Origin of the sequence: Polynucleobacter sp. AP-Latsch-80-C2 (assembly GCF_018882185.1) — a bacterium.
GTDB lineage: Bacteria > Pseudomonadota > Gammaproteobacteria > Burkholderiales > Burkholderiaceae > Polynucleobacter.
The window spans coordinates 330,321-348,636 of sequence record NZ_JACVOY010000002.1; the positions used below are offsets into that span (position 1 = coordinate 330,321).

Here is an 18,316-nt window from a genome sequence, read left to right on the forward strand (position 1 = left end):
ATGCATCGTGCTCGTAAACGTTTTGGCCAAAATTTTTTACAAGATGACGGCATTATTTATTCCATTGTTTCTTTGATTCAACCTAGTGCTGGTATGCACGTGATAGAGATTGGCCCTGGTCTTGGCGCTTTAACCAGGCCCTTACTGAGAAATTTAGACCAATTGGATTTACTAGAAATCGATCGTGATTTAGTAGCCTACTGGAACCAGCAGAATTTACAGGGCCTCAAAGTGATCGAGGGTGATGCCTTGCAGTTTGATTTTTTGGCATGGGCTAAGAACCCTGAAGGTCGGACAGGTCTTTGTAAGGTCGTCGGAAATCTTCCGTACAACATTTCATCGCCTTTATTGTTTCATTTGGTAGGTGCTGCCAAAGAGATTGATGAGCAAGTGTTCATGTTGCAAGCCGAAGTAGTAGAGCGCATGGTAGCGGCAGCCGGCAGTTCAGATTTCAGTCGATTGTCGGTGATGCTACAAGCCCGCTACGACATGGAGCAGGTATTAGAAGTGCCTCCCGAAGCCTTTGATCCGCAGCCAAAAGTGAATTCGGCCGTCGTGCGTATGATTCCTCGCCAAGATTTCAACTTGAATGATGCACAGTGGAGCGCATTAGAGAAAGTAGTTGCTGCTGCGTTTTCCCAAAGAAGAAAAATGCTCCGCACCAATTTACAGGCTTTTGCTGACCGAATTCAATTAACGGAAACTGAGCTCAAAGCTAGAGCGCAAGATATTTCTGTAGACCGTTATATGGAGTGGGCTAGGATACTAGCCGCTTAAGACAGCAAATCTAGGATCCGTTTTATTGATACGCGCTTGGATCAATCACACGCATTTCTGCTTCAATCCAACCTTCAACTTCTTGTTGCAATTCTTTTCCAGATTTGCCTTCGGAGCGAATCGCCGGACCAATAGAGAAAATCACGGTCCCAGGCTGCTTCAGAAAACTATTCTTAGGCCAGAAGCGACCCGCATTGTGTGCAATCGGAATTACTAGCGCGCCTGTGGCGCTAGCAAGTCGTGCACCACCCTTACGATAGGGCTTAGTTGAGCCAATCAGCGTTCTGGTGCCCTCAGGGAACAACATAATCCATTTGCCCTCACTTAAGCGTTTACGTCCCTGGCTGGCCACGGAAAGCGCTGCAGTTTGTTTGCTAGCCCGATTGATATGGATCATCTTGAGTAAAGCAAGCGCCCAGCCAAAGAAGGGAATCCAGAGCAATTCACGCTTAAAGACGAAGCAAAGTTGTTTTGGTAGCAGCGCAATGTAAGCAATCGTTTCGTAAGCGGATTGATGCTTACTTAGAATGACAACGGGTTCATTCAACACAGCTTCCATGTTTTTCATCCCGCGAATTTCATAATGAATTCCGCACAGATGTTGGAGAACATAAATCACTACTTTGTTCCACAAGCCAATAAAGGTATAGCGGTTTTCTGGGCTTAAGAATGGAAAGGCTAGCATGCATAGAACAGACCAGATAGGTGTGAAGATCACCAGAAATATCGTAAAGAGCGTGGAGCGAATAAAAGTCATGATTGCTTTACACCTTATTTTCTAGAAGTGCATTGGCAAACGCCAAGAGATCAGTATGGATTTGTGTGCCCTCTGGCAAATTTCCTTTTGCAAGGGTCTTTTGACCTTTACCGGTAAGGACTAAGTGGGGTGTGGCTCCGAGGGTGATGCCAGCTTGTAGATCTCGTAAAGAGTCACCCACAATAGGAACCCCCAGTAATGGAGTTGCGCTATCTGCTCTTTTGTAACGCAGTGCAATTTCTTTCATCAAGCCAGGAAGTGGTTTACGACAATCGCATCCATGAGCATCTACATGTGGGCAAAAGAAAATACTATCGATATGACCGCCTAATGGCTTCAGGAGTTTATCCATCTTGGCATGCATCGCATGCAAATCATTGATAGTGAAAAATCCTCTAGACAGACCCGATTGATTGGTAGCAATCGCAATTTGGTAGCCAGCTTGATTAAGTAGGGCAATCGCCTCTAGGCTGCCTGGCAGTGGAATCCACTCATCAACCGACTTCACATAATCATCACGATCTTCGTTGATCACGCCATCGCGATCCAGAATAATGAGTTTAGAAGAGCTCAGGCTCATGCTAATTTGCCGAGATCGGCAACGAGATTCATTTTCTGGTGAAGTTGTTGCAGGAGCGCTAAGCGGTTATCGCGTAGTTCAGGATTAGGATCCATCACCATCACATCGGCAAAAAATTGATCAATGGGGGCGCTTAAAGCCACTAGCGCTTTAAGAAGCTCAACAAATTGACGCTGATCGTATGCCGCATCTAGGGCTGGAGTAGCTGCTTCTAAGGCTTGGTACAGAGCGGATTCAGCAGGTATCTGCAACAGCTTGCTAGAGCAAGCAGTCGGAATGGCTGTTGTCGTTTTCTTCAAGATATTGCTAATACGTTTATTGGCTGCAGCCAGTTGAGGCGCCTGAGGCAGCGCATTAAATTCACGCAAGGCCGTTAAGCGTGCAATCAGATCATTGATCTGAGCTGGTGATTGGCTTAATACCGCATCAATCTCAGCGCTAGTAAATGGTTTACCAGCCACCGCTTGATCCCGCAAATAAGCGCGCAGACGATCGATGATGAAAGCGTAAATATCAGCCGCTTGCGCTTTTTCTTGAACATCATTTTGCGGGAACTGCGCACGAGCTAGCTCAATGAGTACTGGCAGATTTAAAGAAAGATTTTTTTCTAAGAGCAGGCGGCAGATGCCTAAAGCATGGCGACGTAGCGCATAGGGGTCTTTATCACCGGTTGGCGCAAGACCAACCCCCCAAATACCGACTAATGTTTCGAGTTTGTCCGCAATCGCCAAGATCGTACCCGTTTGGGTTTGTGGCAAAGCATCGCCAGCAAAGCGAGGCATATAGTGCTCACTGCAAGCTGCAGCGACTTCAGCATTTTCACCATCATGCTTGGCGTAATAGTTGCCCATGATGCCTTGCAGTTCTGGGAACTCGCCAACCATGTCGGTCAGTAAATCGGTTTTGGCAAGTTCTGCTGCACGTTCAGCAAGTTTTTGATCTGCGCCTAATGTCTTGGCAATACCGGCTGCAATTCCTTGAACGCGTTTAGTGCGATCTAACTGATTACCTAGTTGGTTGTGATACACCACCTTGCCAAGGTCAGCTACTCGAGAGGCTAGCGGACGCTTTTGGTCTTGCATATAGAAGAAGCGGGCATCAGAGAGACGAGGACGCACGACGCGTTCATTACCAGAGACGATGGCATGCGGCTTATCAGTTTCGATATTGGAAACGATTAAGAAGCGATTACGTAATTTACCTTGCTTATCAGTCAGGGCAAAGTATTTTTGATTTGTCTGCATCGTCAGAATCAAGCATTCTTGTGGAACTTCTAAGAACTCTTCATCAAAATGACACTCATAAATTGCAGGCCACTCTACTAAGGCAGTGACTTCGTCTAGCAGGCTATCAGGCATTAACACTAAGTCATCACCAGCGGCTTTGAAAAGCGCTGCTTCAATTTGAGCACGACGCTTATCAAAGCTTGGGATCACTTTTGCTTTGGCTTGCAGGTCTGCTTCGTATTGATCAGCATTAGCAATGGTGATGGCTCCTGGAGCCAAGAAACGATGACCTTCTGTTTGATTATCAGCATCGATACCCAAGCTGCTGAGTTTGAGCGTGTTAGAACCATGCAATGCAATGATGCGATGCGCTGGACGTGCAAATTGCACATCAGCCAATTGACCATTTTTTTGTAGCACTTGATAGTGCATCATTTTGGCAATCGGCAACTTGTTTAAGGTTTGCTCAAGCGCTGCTTGAGCGGTTTGCTCTAAAAACGCACCTTTAGCAATAACATTGAGATACAAAGCTTCGTTCTTACCTTCACCCGCTTTTTCTAAAATGTTTAGATCAATATCAGCATAGCCCAAAGATCCCAACTTCTTAAGTAGCGGAGCAGTGGCTTTGCCATCTGCATCAAAGGCAATACTCATTGGTAATAATTTTTCCCGCACTGGGTAATCGGGTGCTTGATCGACAACATCTGTAATTAATACTGCAAGGCGCCGTGGCGTAGCAAAACCGGTGACTGTAGATGTATCTGTAGCTAATCCCGCAGCTTTTAAGGAGGTATATATTCCCTCGCCAAAGGCGTTACCTAGGCGGCGCAGTGATTTAGGAGGCAGTTCTTCTGTAAAGACTTCAATCAATAAATTCGCTGATTGAGAAGAGGAATTAGATGTACTCATAAATAGGTGTTACTTAAGCTTTAGCTTGGCGTTGGCACATCGGGAATCCCAGCTTTTCACGGGACTCAAAATACGCTTGTGCAACGGCGCGAGAAAGATTGCGGATACGGCCAATATAAGCGGCACGCTCTGTCACGGAGATGGCGCCACGGGCATCCAAAAGATTGAAGGTATGAGCAGCCTTTAATACCATTTCATAAGCGGGCAATGCCAAAGGCACTTCCATTAAGCGTTTTGCTTCGCTCTCATAGTTTGTAAAGTTTGCAAACAGTAAATCGGTGTTGGAGTGTTCAAAGTTGTAGCAAGACTGCTCCACTTCATTCTGGTGATACACGTCACCATAAGAAATACCGTCTGCCCAAACAAGGTCGTACACATTTGAGCAATTTTGAATGTACATTGCCAAGCGCTCAATACCGTAAGTAATTTCGCCGAGCACAGGCTTGCAATCTAAACCACCCACTTGCTGGAAATAAGTGAACTGTGTCACTTCCATGCCATTGAGCCAAACTTCCCAGCCTAGACCCCAGGCACCTAAGGTTGGGTTTTCCCAGTCATCCTCAACAAAACGCACGTCGTTTTCTTTCAGGTCAAGACCAAGGGCAGCAAGCGATCCAAGATAGAGCTCTAAAATATTTTCTGGGGCGGGCTTGAGAACGACCTGATATTGATAGTAGTGCTGCAAGCGATTTGGGTTTTCGCCATAACGACCATCTTTAGGTCTGCGTGATGGTTGAACGTAAGCTGCTTTCCAAGGCTCTGGACCGATGGCACGTAAGAAGGTGGCGGTATGGGAGGTGCCGGCGCCCACCTCGAGGTCGATAGGTTGCAATAGGGCGCAACCTTGTTGGTCCCAATAGTCTTGGAGTTTGAGAATGATTTGCTGAAAAGTAAGCATGATTAACCTGGCTAAGCCATTGATTTTACATGGCTAGGGCGGTACAGGAGCTAAAACTGATTAAAAACGCCTGTAGCGAATAAAGCCCCAGATCAACAGGATGCAAGAAATACTCAAAATCGGGAAATTTCCCCAGCGAACATAGGGTGTTTTGCCTGAGTAAGCCTGGACCTGGGTGCTGAGGTTTGCTTGGGTAAATTCTGGAAGAGAGGCGAGCACTTTGCCGTCTGGGCCTAATACTGAGGTGATCCCAGTATTCGTTGCCCGCAGAGCAGGTAGACCAGTTTCTAAAGAGCGCAGTTGAGATAAGCGCAATTGCTGTGAAGAAGCTTGTGATTTACCAAACCACGCTAAGTTCGTCATATTAATAAGTAAATTTACCGGCTTCTCGCTATTGTTAACGCGAGATGCTAATTCGCCACCAAAGACATCTTCATAGCAAATTGTCATTGCAGCATGGATGTCTGTTTGACCACTCCGCTTAATGGAGAAGGGCGCTTGCTCAATACTGCCTCGAGCGAAATCACTCATCGGAACACGAAAGGCCTCTACAAACCAATGAAAGCCTGGCGGAATAAATTCTCCAAAAGGCACTAGATGTACCTTATCAAACTGGTAAGGAGGTGAGTTTGGGGAAAGACCGGTAGCGCGATTGGTGTACTGTACTCCGGTGTTTGTCGGGATGTCACCAATTAAGCCAAGTAAGACATTGCTCTTACTTGCATTAGAGAAATCTTGTAAGTAATTTAATAAACCCGTTGGCAAATTATTTTGTGGCCAAGGAAAAGCAGTCTCAGGAATGATGATGAGATTGGCTGCTTCCTTTTTGATTTCACCGACATAAAAATCAATTTGCTGGCTAATTGCTTGAGGATTAAATTTCAAGGTTTGCTCAAAGTTACCTTGAATGAGGCGCACTGTGATCGGTTCAACAATGGGTTTGGTGAAAGTCATTAATCCTGCCAATTGAGAGAGGGTGATGACAGCGGCAATGCTCATTAAACTCATCACCGCATGCTTTTTGATCTGCAATATTTTCCAAGAAGTCCAAATGACGAGGAAGGTGCAAGCCAGTCCACCAAAGAATGGTGCGATCGGTGCAAAAGGGCCATTGAATTGACTCTCAGCTAAGCCCATCCAGGGGAAGCCAGTAAAGACATAGCCCCGCAAAAATTCCATAAGAACCCAACTCGCTGCTAAGAAGAGGCCCGTAAGGCGTGACTTGTGAAGGAGTGATAGCGTCAGTGTCGCCAGCGAGAAATACAGTGCCATATAGGCAGAAAGTAAAAATACCGCCATGCAAGATAGCGCTACATTCATGCCACCAACATCATGAAGGCTGATGTAAAGCCACCAAAGACCAAAGACAAAATAGCCTAAGCCAAAAATCAGACCAGATAAGAAACCGTGTTTTTTCGAGGTGTCATTTACTAAAGTGAGTTGCCACCAAATCACGCTGAGGATGGGGACTTGTATCCAGCCACCAAAAGGTAGTTCAGCGGCACCCGCTAATACTGCACCTAATACAAACAGTATGAGGTATTGAATTCCGAGTCGACTACGAGAATGCGTTTGAATCAAGATTGATCTCAGTCAGCTTTTTTAGAAATCTGACGCGCTAGCAAAATATGCACTTGACGAGGATCGGCGCGCAAGATTTCAAATTCAATACCATCCATTGAAACGCGTTCACCCACTTTGGGAACTCTACCGAGGTGTTGGATGACTAGGCCGGCAACCGTTTCGATATCTTCTTCTTTAAAGTGAGTGCCTAGCTTGTCGTTAAATTGCTCAAGCTCGGTAATACCTTTCACCCGAATATCGCCGTTATCTAGGGCAATCAGGTTATCGGCTTCTTCATCGATGTCATGCTCGTCTTCGATATCGCCAACGATTTGCTCCAGTACATCCTCAATCGTGATGATGCCTGCAACGCCACTGTATTCATCTACAACGATCGCTAGGTGATTGCGATTATCTTTAAAGTCACGCAATAAAACGCTGAGACGTTTTGATTCGGGAATAAAAACTGCTGGCCTGAGCCAATCGCGAACTTGAAAATCTTTTTCAGTGGCATGTCGCAGTAAGTCTTTGGCTAATAAGATGCCAATCACATTATCTTTGCTGCCTTCGTAAACTGGAAAACGCGAGTGGGCTGCATCAATGACGCTTTGAATGATTTCGGCAAGGCTAGTATTGATGTCGATCCAGTCGATCTGCGCTCTGGGAACCAAAATATCGCGTGCGCACAATTGGCCCACCTGAAAGACGCCCTCAATCATCGAAAGCGCATCTGCATCTATAAGCCCCTCAGATTGGGCCTCGCGCAAGGTTTCAATCAGTTCTTGGCGGCGCTCGTTCGGGCTGGTGGGTTGTGGCGTTAAAAAATCGGCGAGGCGATCTAGTAGGGATTTATTGGGGTCAGGCATATTGCAAGAATAGCTTAGAAATGTGTCAATTTTTCAATTGAACTGGTAAATGAGTTCTAGGAATCGAGGTAGGGATTAGGAAAACCTAATTTCTTCAGAATTTGCACTTCTAGGGATTCCATCTTTTTTGCCTCTTTATCATTTTCATGATCATAGGCTTGCGCATGTAGGCAGCCATGGATGATGAGGTGGGCAAGATGGGCTTTGAAAGTCTTGCCTTGCTCCTTGGCTTCCTTTTTTACAACCGGCAGGCAAAAAATAATATCAGCTAGTAAATGTGTTTTAGAGAGTTCATAAGGGAAAGTTAAAACATTAGTGGCCTTATCTTTATTTCGATAGGCCAAATTTAATTTCTTACCTTCTGAGGTATTTACAAAGCGCAGAGTCAGCATCCCGCTTTGATGCGTAGCAGCTTTAACCCACTTCTTCATTAGAGCTTCGGATACTTGCTCAGTAAGCGCTGCTTCGATAGAGGCGCTCGCATACTGAAAATCAATCACTAGCTTAGATTTAGAGAGCGCTTGCATGGATATTGAGGAGTTCGCCTCTGAGGGTGTAGTTAAGGACTTCGGTCACTTCAATATCAACCATATTGCCTATCAATGACTCGATATCTTGTTCTGCTGCCGTGAAATGAATCACACGATTATTGGCGCAGCGTCCTTGAAGATTGACACCATCTTTCGCCAAGCCTTCAACTAATACCTTTTCAATATTGCCCAGCATTTTTTGGCTGATTTGATTGGCTTGACTCTCGACGAGTGCTAGCAAAGTTTGTAAACGCTTGAGCTTAACTTCATAGGGTGTGTCATCACTTAAGTTTGCTGCTGGCGTGCCTGGGCGCGGACTAAAAATAAAGCAGAAGCTGTTATCAAATTGCAGATCTGCAACCATTTTGAGCAGCTTCTCAAAATCGGCTTCAGTCTCCCCCGGAAAGCCCACAATAAAGTCACTCGACAAGGTGAGATCAGGTCTCACAGCACGCATCTTACGAATAATGCTCTTGTACTCTAGTGCGGTGTAGCCTCGCTTCATCGCTGAGAGCATGGCATCAGAGCCATGTTGTACGGGAAGATGCAAATGACTCACAAGCTTAGGTACTTTGGCATACACATCAATGAGGCGCTGCGTAAATTCTTTTGGATGGCTGGTGGTAAAGCGGATGCGCTCAACACCAGGTATTTCTGCAATGTATTCAATTAACAAAGCAAAGTCTGCAATCTCTTCGGTATCACCCATCTTACCTAGGTAGGCATTGACGTTTTGACCCAGCAATACAATTTCTTTCACACCTTGACCTGCAAGTCCTGCTACTTCGGTGAGGACATCATCAAAGGGGCGCGACACTTCTTCGCCGCGGGTATAGGGAACAACACAGTAGCTACAATATTTTGAGCAACCCTCCATGATGGAAACATAGGCAGAACCGCGGGTCTGGCGTGAGGCAGGCAAGTGATCAAACTTTTCAATTTCTGGAAAAGAAATATCGACCTGTGAAACGCCGGTTTTGCGGCGCTCTGCGAGCAAGTCAGAAAGGCGGTGTAATGTTTGCGGACCAAAGACGACATCGACATACGGTGCGCGACTGACGATTTGCTGACCTTCTTGACTGGCGACGCAACCACCAACGCCGATGAGTAACTCTGGCTTGAGTTTCTTAAGCTCACGCAATCGGCCTAAATCAGAAAAGACTTTGTCTTCTGCTTTTTCTCGGATCGAGCAAGTATTGAGGAGGACAACATCCGCATCTTCTGGAGTGTCTGTCATGACCATGCCTTCATCGGCATGTAAGAGGTCGGCCATCTTGCCCGAGTCGTACTCGTTCATCTGACAGCCAAAGGTTTTGATGTAAAGCTTTTTCATATGCCGTTCTCAGGTTTATAGCTGGGGGCGAAGCCCAGATTTTACGGGATATGGACTTAGATCAGGCGATAAGCTGCAATAGCTACCAAAGTTGGCGGTATGGCCGCTATTAAGAGATATAGGGCTGAAACGGCGCCATTCGGAAAGTAGGCACGCAAAATAGCGATGCCTGCTGGATTAGGTGCATTAGCAATCACTGTCAGGCCTCCCCCCGCCACTGCACCACCCACCAGGGCGAGCTTAAATTCAGGAGTGGTGCCAGTCACTAGTGAGCCTAGATACGTTAGTGCGGCGTTATCGGTAATGGCGGTTAATGCCAGGCTGCCATAGAAGACGGCGGTAGGACTCATCATCTCCAAAATAGGTTGCAGCCACCAGCCTTGAAGCGATCCTAGGACAACCAGGCCGCCTAAGAAGAATCCAACCAAGAGCGCTTCTTTCAGAATGAGTGGGCTTTGATGTTTTGGGTAAGCAGTGGTGTAGCCAATAAAGAAAAGCAATAGCCACATGAAAATGACTGGGTCATGAGCGAACACCACTACGCCGAATAAAAATAGCAGATGTACTGCGATGACAGCTAAAGGAATTTTTGCTGGTTTCTCAACGGATTCAGAATCCAGTAACTGACGATGAAATAGCAGCGTTACAGCGAGAGCGTTAATAAAGATAGCGATGCAAGATTCGATACCGAAGTTCGCAAACATAAATGCGGAACTCCACTCCCAAGTCGTAGCGACCATTAATACAGGAGGCGCGGCAAAATTTGTTAGCGTTCCACCAATCGAAATGTTGACAAAGAGCACGCCGAGGGTGGCGAACATCAGAGTGATTGAGGGCTTGTGCTTGTATACCAAGTCACGTAGGAGGAATGCTGCCAAAGTCATGGCTGCTGGTTCGGTAATGACTGAGCCCAATAGTGGTGTGACAGCTAGGGTCAAAAAGTAAAGTGCTGGAGTGCTTCTAATACGCAGCAAAGTTTGCAGTACTTTGCCCAGTAAATGCAAAATTTTTGTTGCGAAGAACAAGATGGGTTTACTACCTGCCACGATCATGATCGCAAATACAAATAAAGGTTCAGTAAAGTTACGATGATTTATAAAAGCTTTTGCAGTTTCTAGATTGTCGATCAAGCTGATATAAATAATGAGAATTGCAGCCCAAAAGCCAAAGACAATTTCAACTTCACCCAGTAGGTGCCAGAGTCCTGCGTGCTTAGGTGATTTCCTAGCTAAAGTTTCAAAATAACCAGTGCAAAATGTATGCAATACGGCAATCGCAAAAATAATGCTTGCACCAAGTTCAGTCGGGGTAAAGTTCATAGCAGAATGGTAGCAGGTGCTTGCAATCATTAAGAGATTGTTACTTTGGGAGATTTTGGTGAAATTGAAGATTGGCTATCAAGAACTCATTGCGAACGCAATGGTGCAAATTGAAACCGTACCGCTAGATAAGGCAAGTCAATTATTGGACGACCCCAATACAGTTTTTGTGGATATTCGGGACGTTCGAGAATTAGAGCGAGAGGGCATGATTCCCAATGCCTTTCATGCGCCTCGGGGCATGCTGGAGTTCTGGGTGGATCCAGATAGCCCTTATTACAAGCCAATTTTTGGCGAAGGCAAGCGTCTTGTTCTGTATTGCGCCTCCGCATGGCGTTCAGCCCTAGCAACCGAGACCCTGCAAAAAATGGGTTTACCGGGTGTTTGCCATCTTGAGGGCGGCTTCAGTGCCTGGAAAAAAGCAGAATTACCGATTCAAGAAAAAGTGATAAAAATTAATCAGTCAAAACGAATATGAGGCAATCATGAGAAAAGTAGTCTCGCAGTTTGGAGAAGGACCACTCCAGCAAAAATTAACAACGGGTGATCTGCATTACGTTTCTGATGCAGAAGTTTCTAAAGGTGGTGGTGGCACCGGACCTTCTCCTCATGAATATTTAGGCGCTGCTTTAGCGGCTTGCACGAGTATGACTCTGAAGATGTATTCAGAACGAAAATCCATTCCACTGCAAAATGCCATCGTGACAGTAGATATCGAACGTCATGATGATGTGGAAATCTTCACGCGTGATATTCAATTGCTTGGTGACTTGGATGATGAGCAAAGAGCGCGCATGTTAGACATTGCGCAAAGATGCCCAATCCATAAAGCCTTGGCTGGCGAGATCCAAATAAAAACCCAGCTAGTAAATTAATACGCGCTGGGTCTATTAAAACAACACTCAACATTTCAACAGGCAAATTAGCCTGTTACTAACAGTGCTTAGTTAGGTGCTGTAGCTGGCTTGCCGGTCTTACCAGCGTTATATCCAGAATTGTACTCAGAAGCTTGTTCTTTCTTGTACGCATCGTAGATGTAACCAGATGCTGCACCAACGGCTGCGCCACCAACTGCACCCCAGATAGGGTTGCCGTGGAAAATGGCTGTGCCAATAGCACCAGCAGTTGCACCAATCGCACCACCTGAAACAGTGCGTTGTTCTGTATTGCTCATGTTGGAGCAACCCGTAATGGCGAGTGTCGCTGCAGTAATTGCGATAATTTTTTTCATATCAACTAATCCTTTGAATGTAATTTGAATGAGCTAGTTGCTCTGATTATTTTTTGCCGCAAGGGAAGCGCATTGCTAGGAAGCCAAGTGCAGTACCAGCAGCAGGCTTGTCAGCAGTTTGTGGATTCTCACCAGCCCACTTCACAAAATCAGCAATGACTTCATCGCGTTTTGGAGCAGGTTGATTCACGCAAATAAATGGCTTAGCGCGTTGTGGGTGACGTGTTGCTAAATAAGTTTCATAAATTCCACTGGTATAACCTACGCAGAAGCTACGGGACTCTGGGCTTGCAGGAAGCTTGCAAGTTGTCACTAGCTCTTGAGTGCTTAATACTTTGATTTGTTCCTGGGCTTGAACAGCGCCAGAAATTGCGCCAAGGGCAGCTAAAACAACTAGGGTTTTTTTCATGGGTTTTCCTTAGGGTGTATTTGAATCAATCATAAACCATCATTTGCACCGAATATATGCACTTATTTAGTGCAAGGTGCACCTAAATAGGTTTTTTATTCCTCATAATGATGCATAAAAAAGAGGGGAATTTTCATGGAAATCTTGAAATCTGGAAGTGATGCCTTATTTATCTTGCTTGGCGCCATCATGGTTTTGGCCATGCATGCCGGCTTCGCATTCCTAGAGCTGGGAACCGTTCGTAAGAAAAACCAGGTAAATGCCTTGGTCAAAATCTTGGTCGACTTCGCTGTCTCCACCATCGCTTACTTTTTTATTGGTTACAGCATTGCTTACGGAGTGAACTTTTTCTCCGGCGCGGAATTGTTGGCTGAAAAGAATGGCTATGAGCTAGTGAAATTTTTCTTCCTGCTCACTTTTGCTGCGGCGATTCCTGCGATCGTTTCTGGTGGTATTGCTGAGCGGGCTAAATTTAATCCACAACTCATTGCCACTTTTGTCTTGGTCGGTTTTGTATATCCCTTCTTTGAGGGGATTGCCTGGAATCAACATTACGGTATTCAGGCTTGGATCAAGGGTTTAACAGGCGAAGAGTTTCATGACTTTGCTGGATCAGTCGTGGTGCATGCCGTGGGTGGTTGGATCGCTTTGCCAGCAGTAATTCTCTTGGGTGCCCGTCGCGGTCGCTATACCAAGGAAGGTCAAATATCTGCGCATCCGCCTTCAAGCATTCCATTCTTAGCATTGGGCGCGTGGATATTGGCAGTAGGTTGGTTTGGTTTTAATGTAATGAGTGCGCAAACCATCGATAAGATCAGCGGCCTTGTAGCAATCAATTCCTTGATGGCAATGGTTGGCGGAACTTTAGCTGCTTGGGTGGTTGGTCGCAATGATCCCGGCTTTACGTATAACGGACCTCTGGCTGGATTGGTAGCGGTGTGTGCAGGTTCAGATTTGATGCATCCTGTTGGCGCACTGTTTGTTGGATTGGTGGCTGGCGGTTTGTTTGTTTATATGTTCACCTTAGTGCAAAACCGCTGGAAGCTCGATGACGTGTTGGGTGTTTGGCCTTTGCATGGTTTATGTGGCTTGTGGGGTGGATTAGCTGCTGGTATTTTTGGCGCCAAGGCGCTTGGCGGTATCGGCGGTATTACCTTTACAGGCCAACTGATTGGTAGTGCACTAGGGGTTGGGATTGCGCTGGTCGGTGGGTTTGTGGTGTACGGAACTCTGAAGGCTTTCATTGGTATTCGGATGTCGCAAGAACAGGAATATGAAGGCGCCGATTTAAGCGTGCATCGTATTTCTTCATCACCGGACCGCGAGCCAAACTGGTAATTTTTGAGTGGAAGTAGGCCATGATTCATCCCTATAATGAGTCATGGCTATTTATGAACTAGACGGGAATGCCCCTCAGTTATCTGAGGGCGCATGGGTTGCCGACAGCGCCGAAGTGATCGGCAAAGTTGAGCTCCATCAAAACGCCAGTATCTGGCCCAAGGTAGTTATCCGCGGCGATAACGATCTTATTCAAATCGGTGAAGGTAGTAATGTGCAAGATGCTTCTGTTTTGCATACCGACCCTGGTTATCCACTCATCATTGGTAAAAATGTCACGATAGGTCATCAAGTGATGTTGCATGGTTGTCAGATTGGTGACGGTAGCTTGATTGGTATCGGTGCTGTGATTCTGAATGGTGCCAAGATTGGTAAAAACTGTTTAGTTGGCGCCGGTGCATTGGTAACCGAAGGAAAAGAATTTCCAGATGGGTCCATGATCTTAGGGTCACCTGCAAAAGTAGCGAAAACTTTAACGTCGGAACAAATGGCTGGTATTGAAGATATTGCAGGACGCTATGTCAAAAATGCGCAGCGCTATATCAAGACTCTCAAAAAGATTGCTTAAGCATTGCTCTACGTATTTAATGTCGTTCTTCCCGTCTTTGCGCTCATACTGATTGGGTATGTCTGCGGCCGCACGGCCAAGTTGGGTGTGAATGCTTCGACTGAGCTCAATCGCTTTGTAGTTTGGTTAGCCTTACCAGCACAGCTATTTAACTTTGCCTCTAATAGCGGCTGGCAAACACTCTGGCAACCCGGCTTTATCACTGCTTTTTTCCTGAGCTGCCTTGCTGTATTTGTATTGGTCTTATTCATTAGTCGTTACCGTGGCCAAGACTTAGCTGCAGCTAGCTTTAATGGCTTGAGTGCTTCTTACTCCAACACGGGCTATATGGGCATTCCGCTATGTGTTCTGGCACTGGGACAAGATGGTTTAGCGCCAGCCATTATTTCTACTTTCATTGTCTTTGTGATGTTTGCTCTGGCAACAGTACTAATAGAGATTGGCATGCTCTCTCACAAGAAGTCCCATGAGATTTTCTGGAGTGCGACTAAATCGCTTTGCACTAACCCATTATTAATTGCACCAGTTGCTGGATTGCTGTGGTCTGCCAGTGATTTAGTTTTATACGATCCAATTGCGCAAGTTATTGCTTTTTTGGCTGCGGCAGCAACACCTTGTGCTCTGGTATCCATCGGATTATTTTTAATACAAAAGAGTCAGGCTTCAGCGAGCCAAACGTGGAGCATTACTTTTGCTAAGCTCATCATTCAGCCAGTGATTGCGTGGCTTATTGCTGGCCCTATTCTGGACTTACCAACTTTGTGGATCAATGCCATCGTGATCTTAAGTGCCTTGCCAACTGGCACCGGCCCTTTTATGTTGGCCCAGTATTACAAGGCTGATAGTAGTGTGATTTCTCGGGTGGTGCTCTTCACTACGATAGGCTCTCTGTTAACGCTTTCTTTATTCTTGTGGTGGAGCAGCGGGGTTTGATCCTTCTGCATCTATTTGCTTTTCCCAGGAAGCATCGATGAAGGCGGGCAGCTTCATGCATTCATGAAAGATTCTCATTAGTGCTGGGTAAGGACTGACGTCCATCTTAGAGCTCAGGGCATTAAATAGTTGGGGCACTAAGCAAATATCCACTAAACCCGGTTCATCGCCGCAAGTAAAACGTCCCACGCGTTGATCATTTGCCAGTTGCTTCTCTAAACTGGCGAGACCCAATTGGATCCAATGTTGATACCAGACGTCTCTAGCCTCATTACCAATGTCTAGTTTTTTTAGGTAGCGTAGAACGCGAACATTATTCATTGGATGGATATCACATGCAATATCCATGGCGAGCGATCGGACCCAGGCGCGATCTAGCGCTGATTTTGGTAAGAGTGGCGGCTCTGCCTGAATTTCATCTAAATATTCAATGATGGCTAATGATTGATGGATATGGTGATCGCCTTCTTCTAACAAGGGCACCAGGTGATTGGGGTTTTTCTCTCCATAAGCATTGCTCATTTGTTCGCCGCCATTTTTGAGGAGGTGTACTGGAATGACTTCGTACTCCATATCTTTGAGATTTAGGGCAATACGAACGCGGAAGGCTGCAGAACTTCGCCAATAGCTAGAGAGCTTTAGTTTCATCGGAAAATTTCCTTTATCAGTCTTGCCCTCAGTATATTGATGACAAGCAAATCAGTCATACACCTCCTAAAGTGCTTTAGACTCATTGCTATGGCAGAGATTAATTTTTGGATTGGCATTATTGCGACGATGGCTTTTGCGGTCACGGGAGTGCTGGCGATTACAGATCGTGGCGTAGATCTCTTTGGGGTTTTAGTTCTCGGTTTAATTACCGCTATTGGCGGAGGAACCATCCGCGATATTATTTTGGAGGCCCCCATTTTTTGGTCTGAGAACCAAGTGTATGTATGGCTTGCACTGGGCGCTAGTGTCCTCACCTTCTTTGCAGAGTCTTTTTTTACACAGCCGCAAATTTATCGTTGGATGCTTTACATGGACGGCTTTGGCGCCGCACTCTTTGCAATCCAAGGGGCTGATAAGGCTTGGAATATGCACTTTGGTCTACCGCTTGCCCCAGTGATTTTGGGTGTGGTGACTGCGATTGGTGGCGGTTTATTGCGCGACGTATTGGCAGGTCGAAAAACCCTCATCATGTCGCACGAGCTCTATGCCATTCCGGTGAGCTTCGGTTGTATTGCCTATGTACTGATACTAAATTTTTGGCCTCAATATACGCTCGAGGGTTCAGTCATCTGCATGTTGGGAATTTTTGGTTTACGCGCAGCCGCTATTCACTGGGATCTGCGCGTACCCAAAATGTTTATTTCTAGAACGCGCTAACAGCGCCATCACTTCGAGGATCCCAGCCACCGCGTAGCGTGCCGGACGGATCACGAATAATGCAGCCAGCATGACCAACGGTCTCATCAAAAGCATCTAGCATCTCAATTTCGTGACCCATGGCGTGCAATTCTTTTGCAACCCATGGACTAAAGCGTGATTCGAGCTTTAAGCTGTCACTCGTTTGACCCCAAGTACGACCCAGTAGCCAACGTGGGCGACTAATCGCATCTTGTGGATCAAGACCGTAGATAGCAGTGCGTGTAAATACGGCGCATTGCGTTTGAGGTTGGCCATCGCCACCCATTGTGCCGTACACCATCGAGCGTCCATCTTTGAATAAAGCCATTGCTGGATTGAGCGTGTGGAATGGTTTGCGATAGGGCTCGAGGTGATTGAGTGTTTTGGGATCCAGTGAAAAACTGCAACCACGGTTTTGCCAGTTCACACCTGACTTAGGCAACACAATGCCGGCGCCAAACTCGTGATAAATACTCTGAATAAAGGAAACGCAATTACCATCACCATCGATCACGCCCATCCAAATCGTGTCGGCTGGTCCTTTGCCTTGACCCCATGGAAGGGCTTTATCAGGATCAATGTTCTTGGCAAGCTTCTTGAGGAAAGCTGGAGATAAGAATGACTGTGCATGTTTCTTCATGTACGCAGGATCAGTCACAAACTGATCGCGAATCTTAAAGGCCTGCTTCGTAGCCTCTACACAATGGTGGACATACTCTGTGCTATCTACCTTAAAGCGCTTTAAGTTCAACTGATCCAAGATGCCAATGATCATGAGTGACACCACGCCTTGAGTCGGCGGCACCATGTTGTAGACATTTCCTAGGCTATGTTTAAGTTCGAGCGGGTCAATGAGCTTGGCATGATGGCGATGCAGATCACTTAATCTGAGTGGTGTACCAATATCAGTGAGTTCTTTTGCGATCAGGTCAGCGAGATCGCCGCGATAGTAATCTTCCGTTCCTTTGCGAGCGATTTGTCGCAAAGTGGTGGCGAGACGTTCTTGTTTGAAGAGGCTGCCAACTTCAGGCGCTTTGCCGTTCACTAAAAAAGTTTCTGCAAAACCCGGAATTGGGGAGAGCTCTTCACTTTTCTTAGCGGTCAAACTAGATTGGCTAAAGGTAACGGGAGTGCCTGCCTCAGCGTAATGAATAGCATCTGCTAAAAGACGAGAGAGCGGAATCTTACCGCCAAGTCCTTGCTTAGATAGTTGGTGTGCAGCACCCCAACCAGAGATAGTGCCCGCAACCGTATTTGCAGCAACAGGTCCACGAAAGGGAATCGCTTTGGTAATGCCACGATCTGCATACCATTGCTTAGTGGCTAGTCCAGCCGCTGCACCACAAGCATCAATACCGCCAATGGCTTTGCCGGGAGAGTGGATGACCCAGAAAGAGTCACCCCCAATAGAGTTCATATGAGGATAAACAACAGCAATGGTTACAGCTGCTGCCACCATTGCCTCTAAAGCATTGCCACCTTCACGCAGAACCGCTAGAGCGGACTCAGAAGCGAGGGAGTGCGGTGCTACTGCCATCCCTCGAATACCCCATTTTGCTTGCATACTAATTTTGTCTCCATTGATTGAAATGCTCGTTATCTATTCGATATTAAGTGAGTGAGTGTTGTGGTATCCCACCAGTTTGCTTACTTTTGGGGAAAACCCCAATCCCATTTGATGAGGAATAAC

The 18,316-nt window shown here is 46.3% G+C and carries 20 protein-coding genes; 7 read left to right on the forward strand and 13 right to left on the reverse strand.

The annotated features are described in order from the left end of the window. Window positions 1–777: a 16S rRNA (adenine(1518)-N(6)/adenine(1519)-N(6))-dimethyltransferase RsmA gene (gene rsmA / locus ICN47_RS04135; RefSeq protein ID WP_216218611.1), complete on the forward strand. Its 777-nt coding sequence runs from the start codon at window positions 1–3 to the stop codon at window positions 775–777. Between the two features lie 22 nt (window positions 778–799). On the opposite strand, the gene ICN47_RS04140 is transcribed toward rsmA, so the two are convergent. From ICN47_RS04140 to ICN47_RS04180, 9 genes are read right to left on the reverse strand one after another with little or no spacing between them, the layout of a single operon-like run. Beyond that, window positions 800–1,534, reverse strand: a complete 735-nt coding sequence (locus ICN47_RS04140; RefSeq protein WP_216218612.1) for a 1-acyl-sn-glycerol-3-phosphate acyltransferase — start codon at window positions 1,532–1,534, stop codon at window positions 800–802. 7 nt (window positions 1,535–1,541) lie between these two features. Further along, window positions 1,542–2,114: a D-glycero-beta-D-manno-heptose 1,7-bisphosphate 7-phosphatase gene (gene gmhB / locus ICN47_RS04145; protein ID WP_216218613.1), complete on the reverse strand. Its 573-nt coding sequence runs from the start codon at window positions 2,112–2,114 to the stop codon at window positions 1,542–1,544. Beyond that, window positions 2,111–4,249 (reverse strand): glycine--tRNA ligase subunit beta, encoded by a 2,139-nt coding sequence (gene glyS, locus ICN47_RS04150; protein WP_216218614.1) that lies wholly within the window; start codon window positions 4,247–4,249, stop codon window positions 2,111–2,113. The genes gmhB and glyS overlap by 4 nt, the downstream gene beginning before the upstream one ends. A gap of 13 nt (window positions 4,250–4,262) precedes the next feature. Continuing rightward, a complete protein-coding gene (glyQ, locus tag ICN47_RS04155; protein ID WP_216218615.1) occupies window positions 4,263–5,147 on the reverse strand; it encodes a glycine--tRNA ligase subunit alpha in 885 nt (294 codons plus the stop codon). A 60-nt stretch (window positions 5,148–5,207) separates the two neighbouring features. After that, window positions 5,208–6,728: an apolipoprotein N-acyltransferase gene (lnt, locus tag ICN47_RS04160; protein ID WP_216862602.1), complete on the reverse strand. Its 1,521-nt coding sequence runs from the start codon at window positions 6,726–6,728 to the stop codon at window positions 5,208–5,210. A gap of 8 nt (window positions 6,729–6,736) precedes the next feature. Beyond that, window positions 6,737–7,576: an HlyC/CorC family transporter gene (locus tag ICN47_RS04165; protein WP_216218616.1), complete on the reverse strand. Its 840-nt coding sequence runs from the start codon at window positions 7,574–7,576 to the stop codon at window positions 6,737–6,739. A 56-nt stretch (window positions 7,577–7,632) separates the two neighbouring features. Further along, complete coding sequence (ybeY, locus tag ICN47_RS04170; protein ID WP_216218617.1) at window positions 7,633–8,103, reverse strand: rRNA maturation RNase YbeY; 471 nt, start codon at window positions 8,101–8,103, stop codon at window positions 7,633–7,635. Further along, window positions 8,087–9,439, reverse strand: a complete 1,353-nt coding sequence (miaB, locus tag ICN47_RS04175) for a tRNA (N6-isopentenyl adenosine(37)-C2)-methylthiotransferase MiaB (protein WP_216218618.1) — start codon at window positions 9,437–9,439, stop codon at window positions 8,087–8,089. Before miaB ends, ybeY begins: the two co-directional genes overlap by 17 nt. A 56-nt stretch (window positions 9,440–9,495) precedes the next feature. Beyond that, complete coding sequence (locus ICN47_RS04180; RefSeq protein WP_216218619.1) at window positions 9,496–10,758, reverse strand: putative Na+/H+ antiporter; 1,263 nt, start codon at window positions 10,756–10,758, stop codon at window positions 9,496–9,498. A 58-nt stretch (window positions 10,759–10,816) separates the two neighbouring features. Here ICN47_RS04180 and ICN47_RS04185 point away from each other — a divergent pair, with 58 nt between their 5' ends. Then, complete coding sequence (locus ICN47_RS04185) at window positions 10,817–11,236, forward strand: rhodanese-like domain-containing protein (protein ID WP_216218620.1); 420 nt, start codon at window positions 10,817–10,819, stop codon at window positions 11,234–11,236. A 7-nt stretch (window positions 11,237–11,243) separates the two neighbouring features. Further along, complete coding sequence (locus tag ICN47_RS04190) at window positions 11,244–11,633, forward strand: OsmC family protein (RefSeq protein WP_216218621.1); 390 nt, start codon at window positions 11,244–11,246, stop codon at window positions 11,631–11,633. A gap of 68 nt (window positions 11,634–11,701) precedes the next feature. Here ICN47_RS04190 and ICN47_RS04195 read toward each other — a convergent pair whose 3' ends face one another. Beyond that, window positions 11,702–11,989 carry a glycine zipper domain-containing protein gene (locus tag ICN47_RS04195; RefSeq protein WP_216218622.1) on the reverse strand — a complete coding sequence of 96 codons (288 nt, stop codon included), beginning with the start codon at window positions 11,987–11,989 and terminating at the stop codon, window positions 11,702–11,704. A 46-nt stretch (window positions 11,990–12,035) separates the two neighbouring features. Then, window positions 12,036–12,398, reverse strand: coding sequence for a Rap1a/Tai family immunity protein (locus ICN47_RS04200; RefSeq protein ID WP_216218623.1), 363 nt, complete (start codon window positions 12,396–12,398; stop codon window positions 12,036–12,038). A 135-nt stretch (window positions 12,399–12,533) separates the two neighbouring features. Between ICN47_RS04200 and ICN47_RS04205 the strand changes: the two genes are divergently transcribed. From ICN47_RS04205 to ICN47_RS04215, 3 genes are read left to right on the forward strand one after another with little or no spacing between them, the layout of a single operon-like run. Continuing rightward, entirely contained in the window at window positions 12,534–13,736 is a 1,203-nt protein-coding gene (locus ICN47_RS04205; protein ID WP_216218624.1) for an ammonium transporter, read from the forward strand. Between the two features lie 43 nt (window positions 13,737–13,779). Next, window positions 13,780–14,304, forward strand: coding sequence for a gamma carbonic anhydrase family protein (locus ICN47_RS04210; protein ID WP_216218625.1), 525 nt, complete (start codon window positions 13,780–13,782; stop codon window positions 14,302–14,304). Window positions 14,305–14,307: 3 nt separating this feature from the next. Beyond that, window positions 14,308–15,237, forward strand: a complete 930-nt coding sequence (locus ICN47_RS04215) for an AEC family transporter (RefSeq protein WP_216218626.1) — start codon at window positions 14,308–14,310, stop codon at window positions 15,235–15,237. Here ICN47_RS04215 and maiA read toward each other — a convergent pair. Further along, on the reverse strand, window positions 15,208–15,885 hold the full coding sequence (gene maiA, locus ICN47_RS04220; protein ID WP_216218627.1) for a maleylacetoacetate isomerase: 678 nt from the start codon (window positions 15,883–15,885) through the stop codon (window positions 15,208–15,210). The two genes, ICN47_RS04215 and maiA, sit on opposite strands and share 30 nt — an antisense overlap. A gap of 90 nt (window positions 15,886–15,975) precedes the next feature. Between maiA and ICN47_RS04225 the strand changes: the two genes are divergently transcribed. Then, window positions 15,976–16,605, forward strand: a complete 630-nt coding sequence (locus tag ICN47_RS04225; protein ID WP_216218628.1) for a trimeric intracellular cation channel family protein — start codon at window positions 15,976–15,978, stop codon at window positions 16,603–16,605. Here the strand turns inward: ICN47_RS04225 and ICN47_RS04230 are convergent. Further along, a complete protein-coding gene (locus ICN47_RS04230) occupies window positions 16,592–18,190 on the reverse strand; it encodes a gamma-glutamyltransferase family protein (protein ID WP_216218629.1) in 1,599 nt (532 codons plus the stop codon). The two genes, ICN47_RS04225 and ICN47_RS04230, sit on opposite strands and share 14 nt — an antisense overlap. Window positions 18,191–18,316: the final 126 nt, after the last annotated feature.

Bases quoted from the DNA above. Each gene is read 5' to 3' on its own strand.
- rsmA (WP_216218611.1), top strand. From the start codon at position 1: ATGCATCGTGCTCGTAAACGTTTTGGCCAAAATTTTTTACAAGATGAC.
- ICN47_RS04140 (WP_216218612.1), bottom strand. From the start codon at position 1,534: ATGACTTTTATTCGCTCCACGCTCTTTACGATATTTCTGGTGATCTTC.
- gmhB (WP_216218613.1), bottom strand. From the start codon at position 2,114: ATGAGCCTGAGCTCTTCTAAACTCATTATTCTGGATCGCGATGGCGTG.
- glyS (WP_216218614.1), bottom strand. From the start codon at position 4,249: ATGAGTACATCTAATTCCTCTTCTCAATCAGCGAATTTATTGATTGAA.
- glyQ (WP_216218615.1), bottom strand. From the start codon at position 5,147: ATGCTTACTTTTCAGCAAATCATTCTCAAACTCCAAGACTATTGGGAC.
- ICN47_RS04165 (WP_216218616.1), bottom strand. From the start codon at position 7,576: ATGCCTGACCCCAATAAATCCCTACTAGATCGCCTCGCCGATTTTTTA.
- ybeY (WP_216218617.1), bottom strand. From the start codon at position 8,103: ATGCAAGCGCTCTCTAAATCTAAGCTAGTGATTGATTTTCAGTATGCG.
- miaB (WP_216218618.1), bottom strand. From the start codon at position 9,439: ATGAAAAAGCTTTACATCAAAACCTTTGGCTGTCAGATGAACGAGTAC.
- ICN47_RS04180 (WP_216218619.1), bottom strand. From the start codon at position 10,758: ATGAACTTTACCCCGACTGAACTTGGTGCAAGCATTATTTTTGCGATT.
- ICN47_RS04190 (WP_216218621.1), top strand. From the start codon at position 11,244: ATGAGAAAAGTAGTCTCGCAGTTTGGAGAAGGACCACTCCAGCAAAAA.
- ICN47_RS04195 (WP_216218622.1), bottom strand. From the start codon at position 11,989: ATGAAAAAAATTATCGCAATTACTGCAGCGACACTCGCCATTACGGGT.
- ICN47_RS04200 (WP_216218623.1), bottom strand. From the start codon at position 12,398: ATGAAAAAAACCCTAGTTGTTTTAGCTGCCCTTGGCGCAATTTCTGGC.
- ICN47_RS04205 (WP_216218624.1), top strand. From the start codon at position 12,534: ATGGAAATCTTGAAATCTGGAAGTGATGCCTTATTTATCTTGCTTGGC.
- ICN47_RS04210 (WP_216218625.1), top strand. From the start codon at position 13,780: ATGGCTATTTATGAACTAGACGGGAATGCCCCTCAGTTATCTGAGGGC.
- maiA (WP_216218627.1), bottom strand. From the start codon at position 15,885: ATGAAACTAAAGCTCTCTAGCTATTGGCGAAGTTCTGCAGCCTTCCGC.
- ICN47_RS04225 (WP_216218628.1), top strand. From the start codon at position 15,976: ATGGCAGAGATTAATTTTTGGATTGGCATTATTGCGACGATGGCTTTT.
- ICN47_RS04230 (WP_216218629.1), bottom strand. From the start codon at position 18,190: ATGCAAGCAAAATGGGGTATTCGAGGGATGGCAGTAGCACCGCACTCC.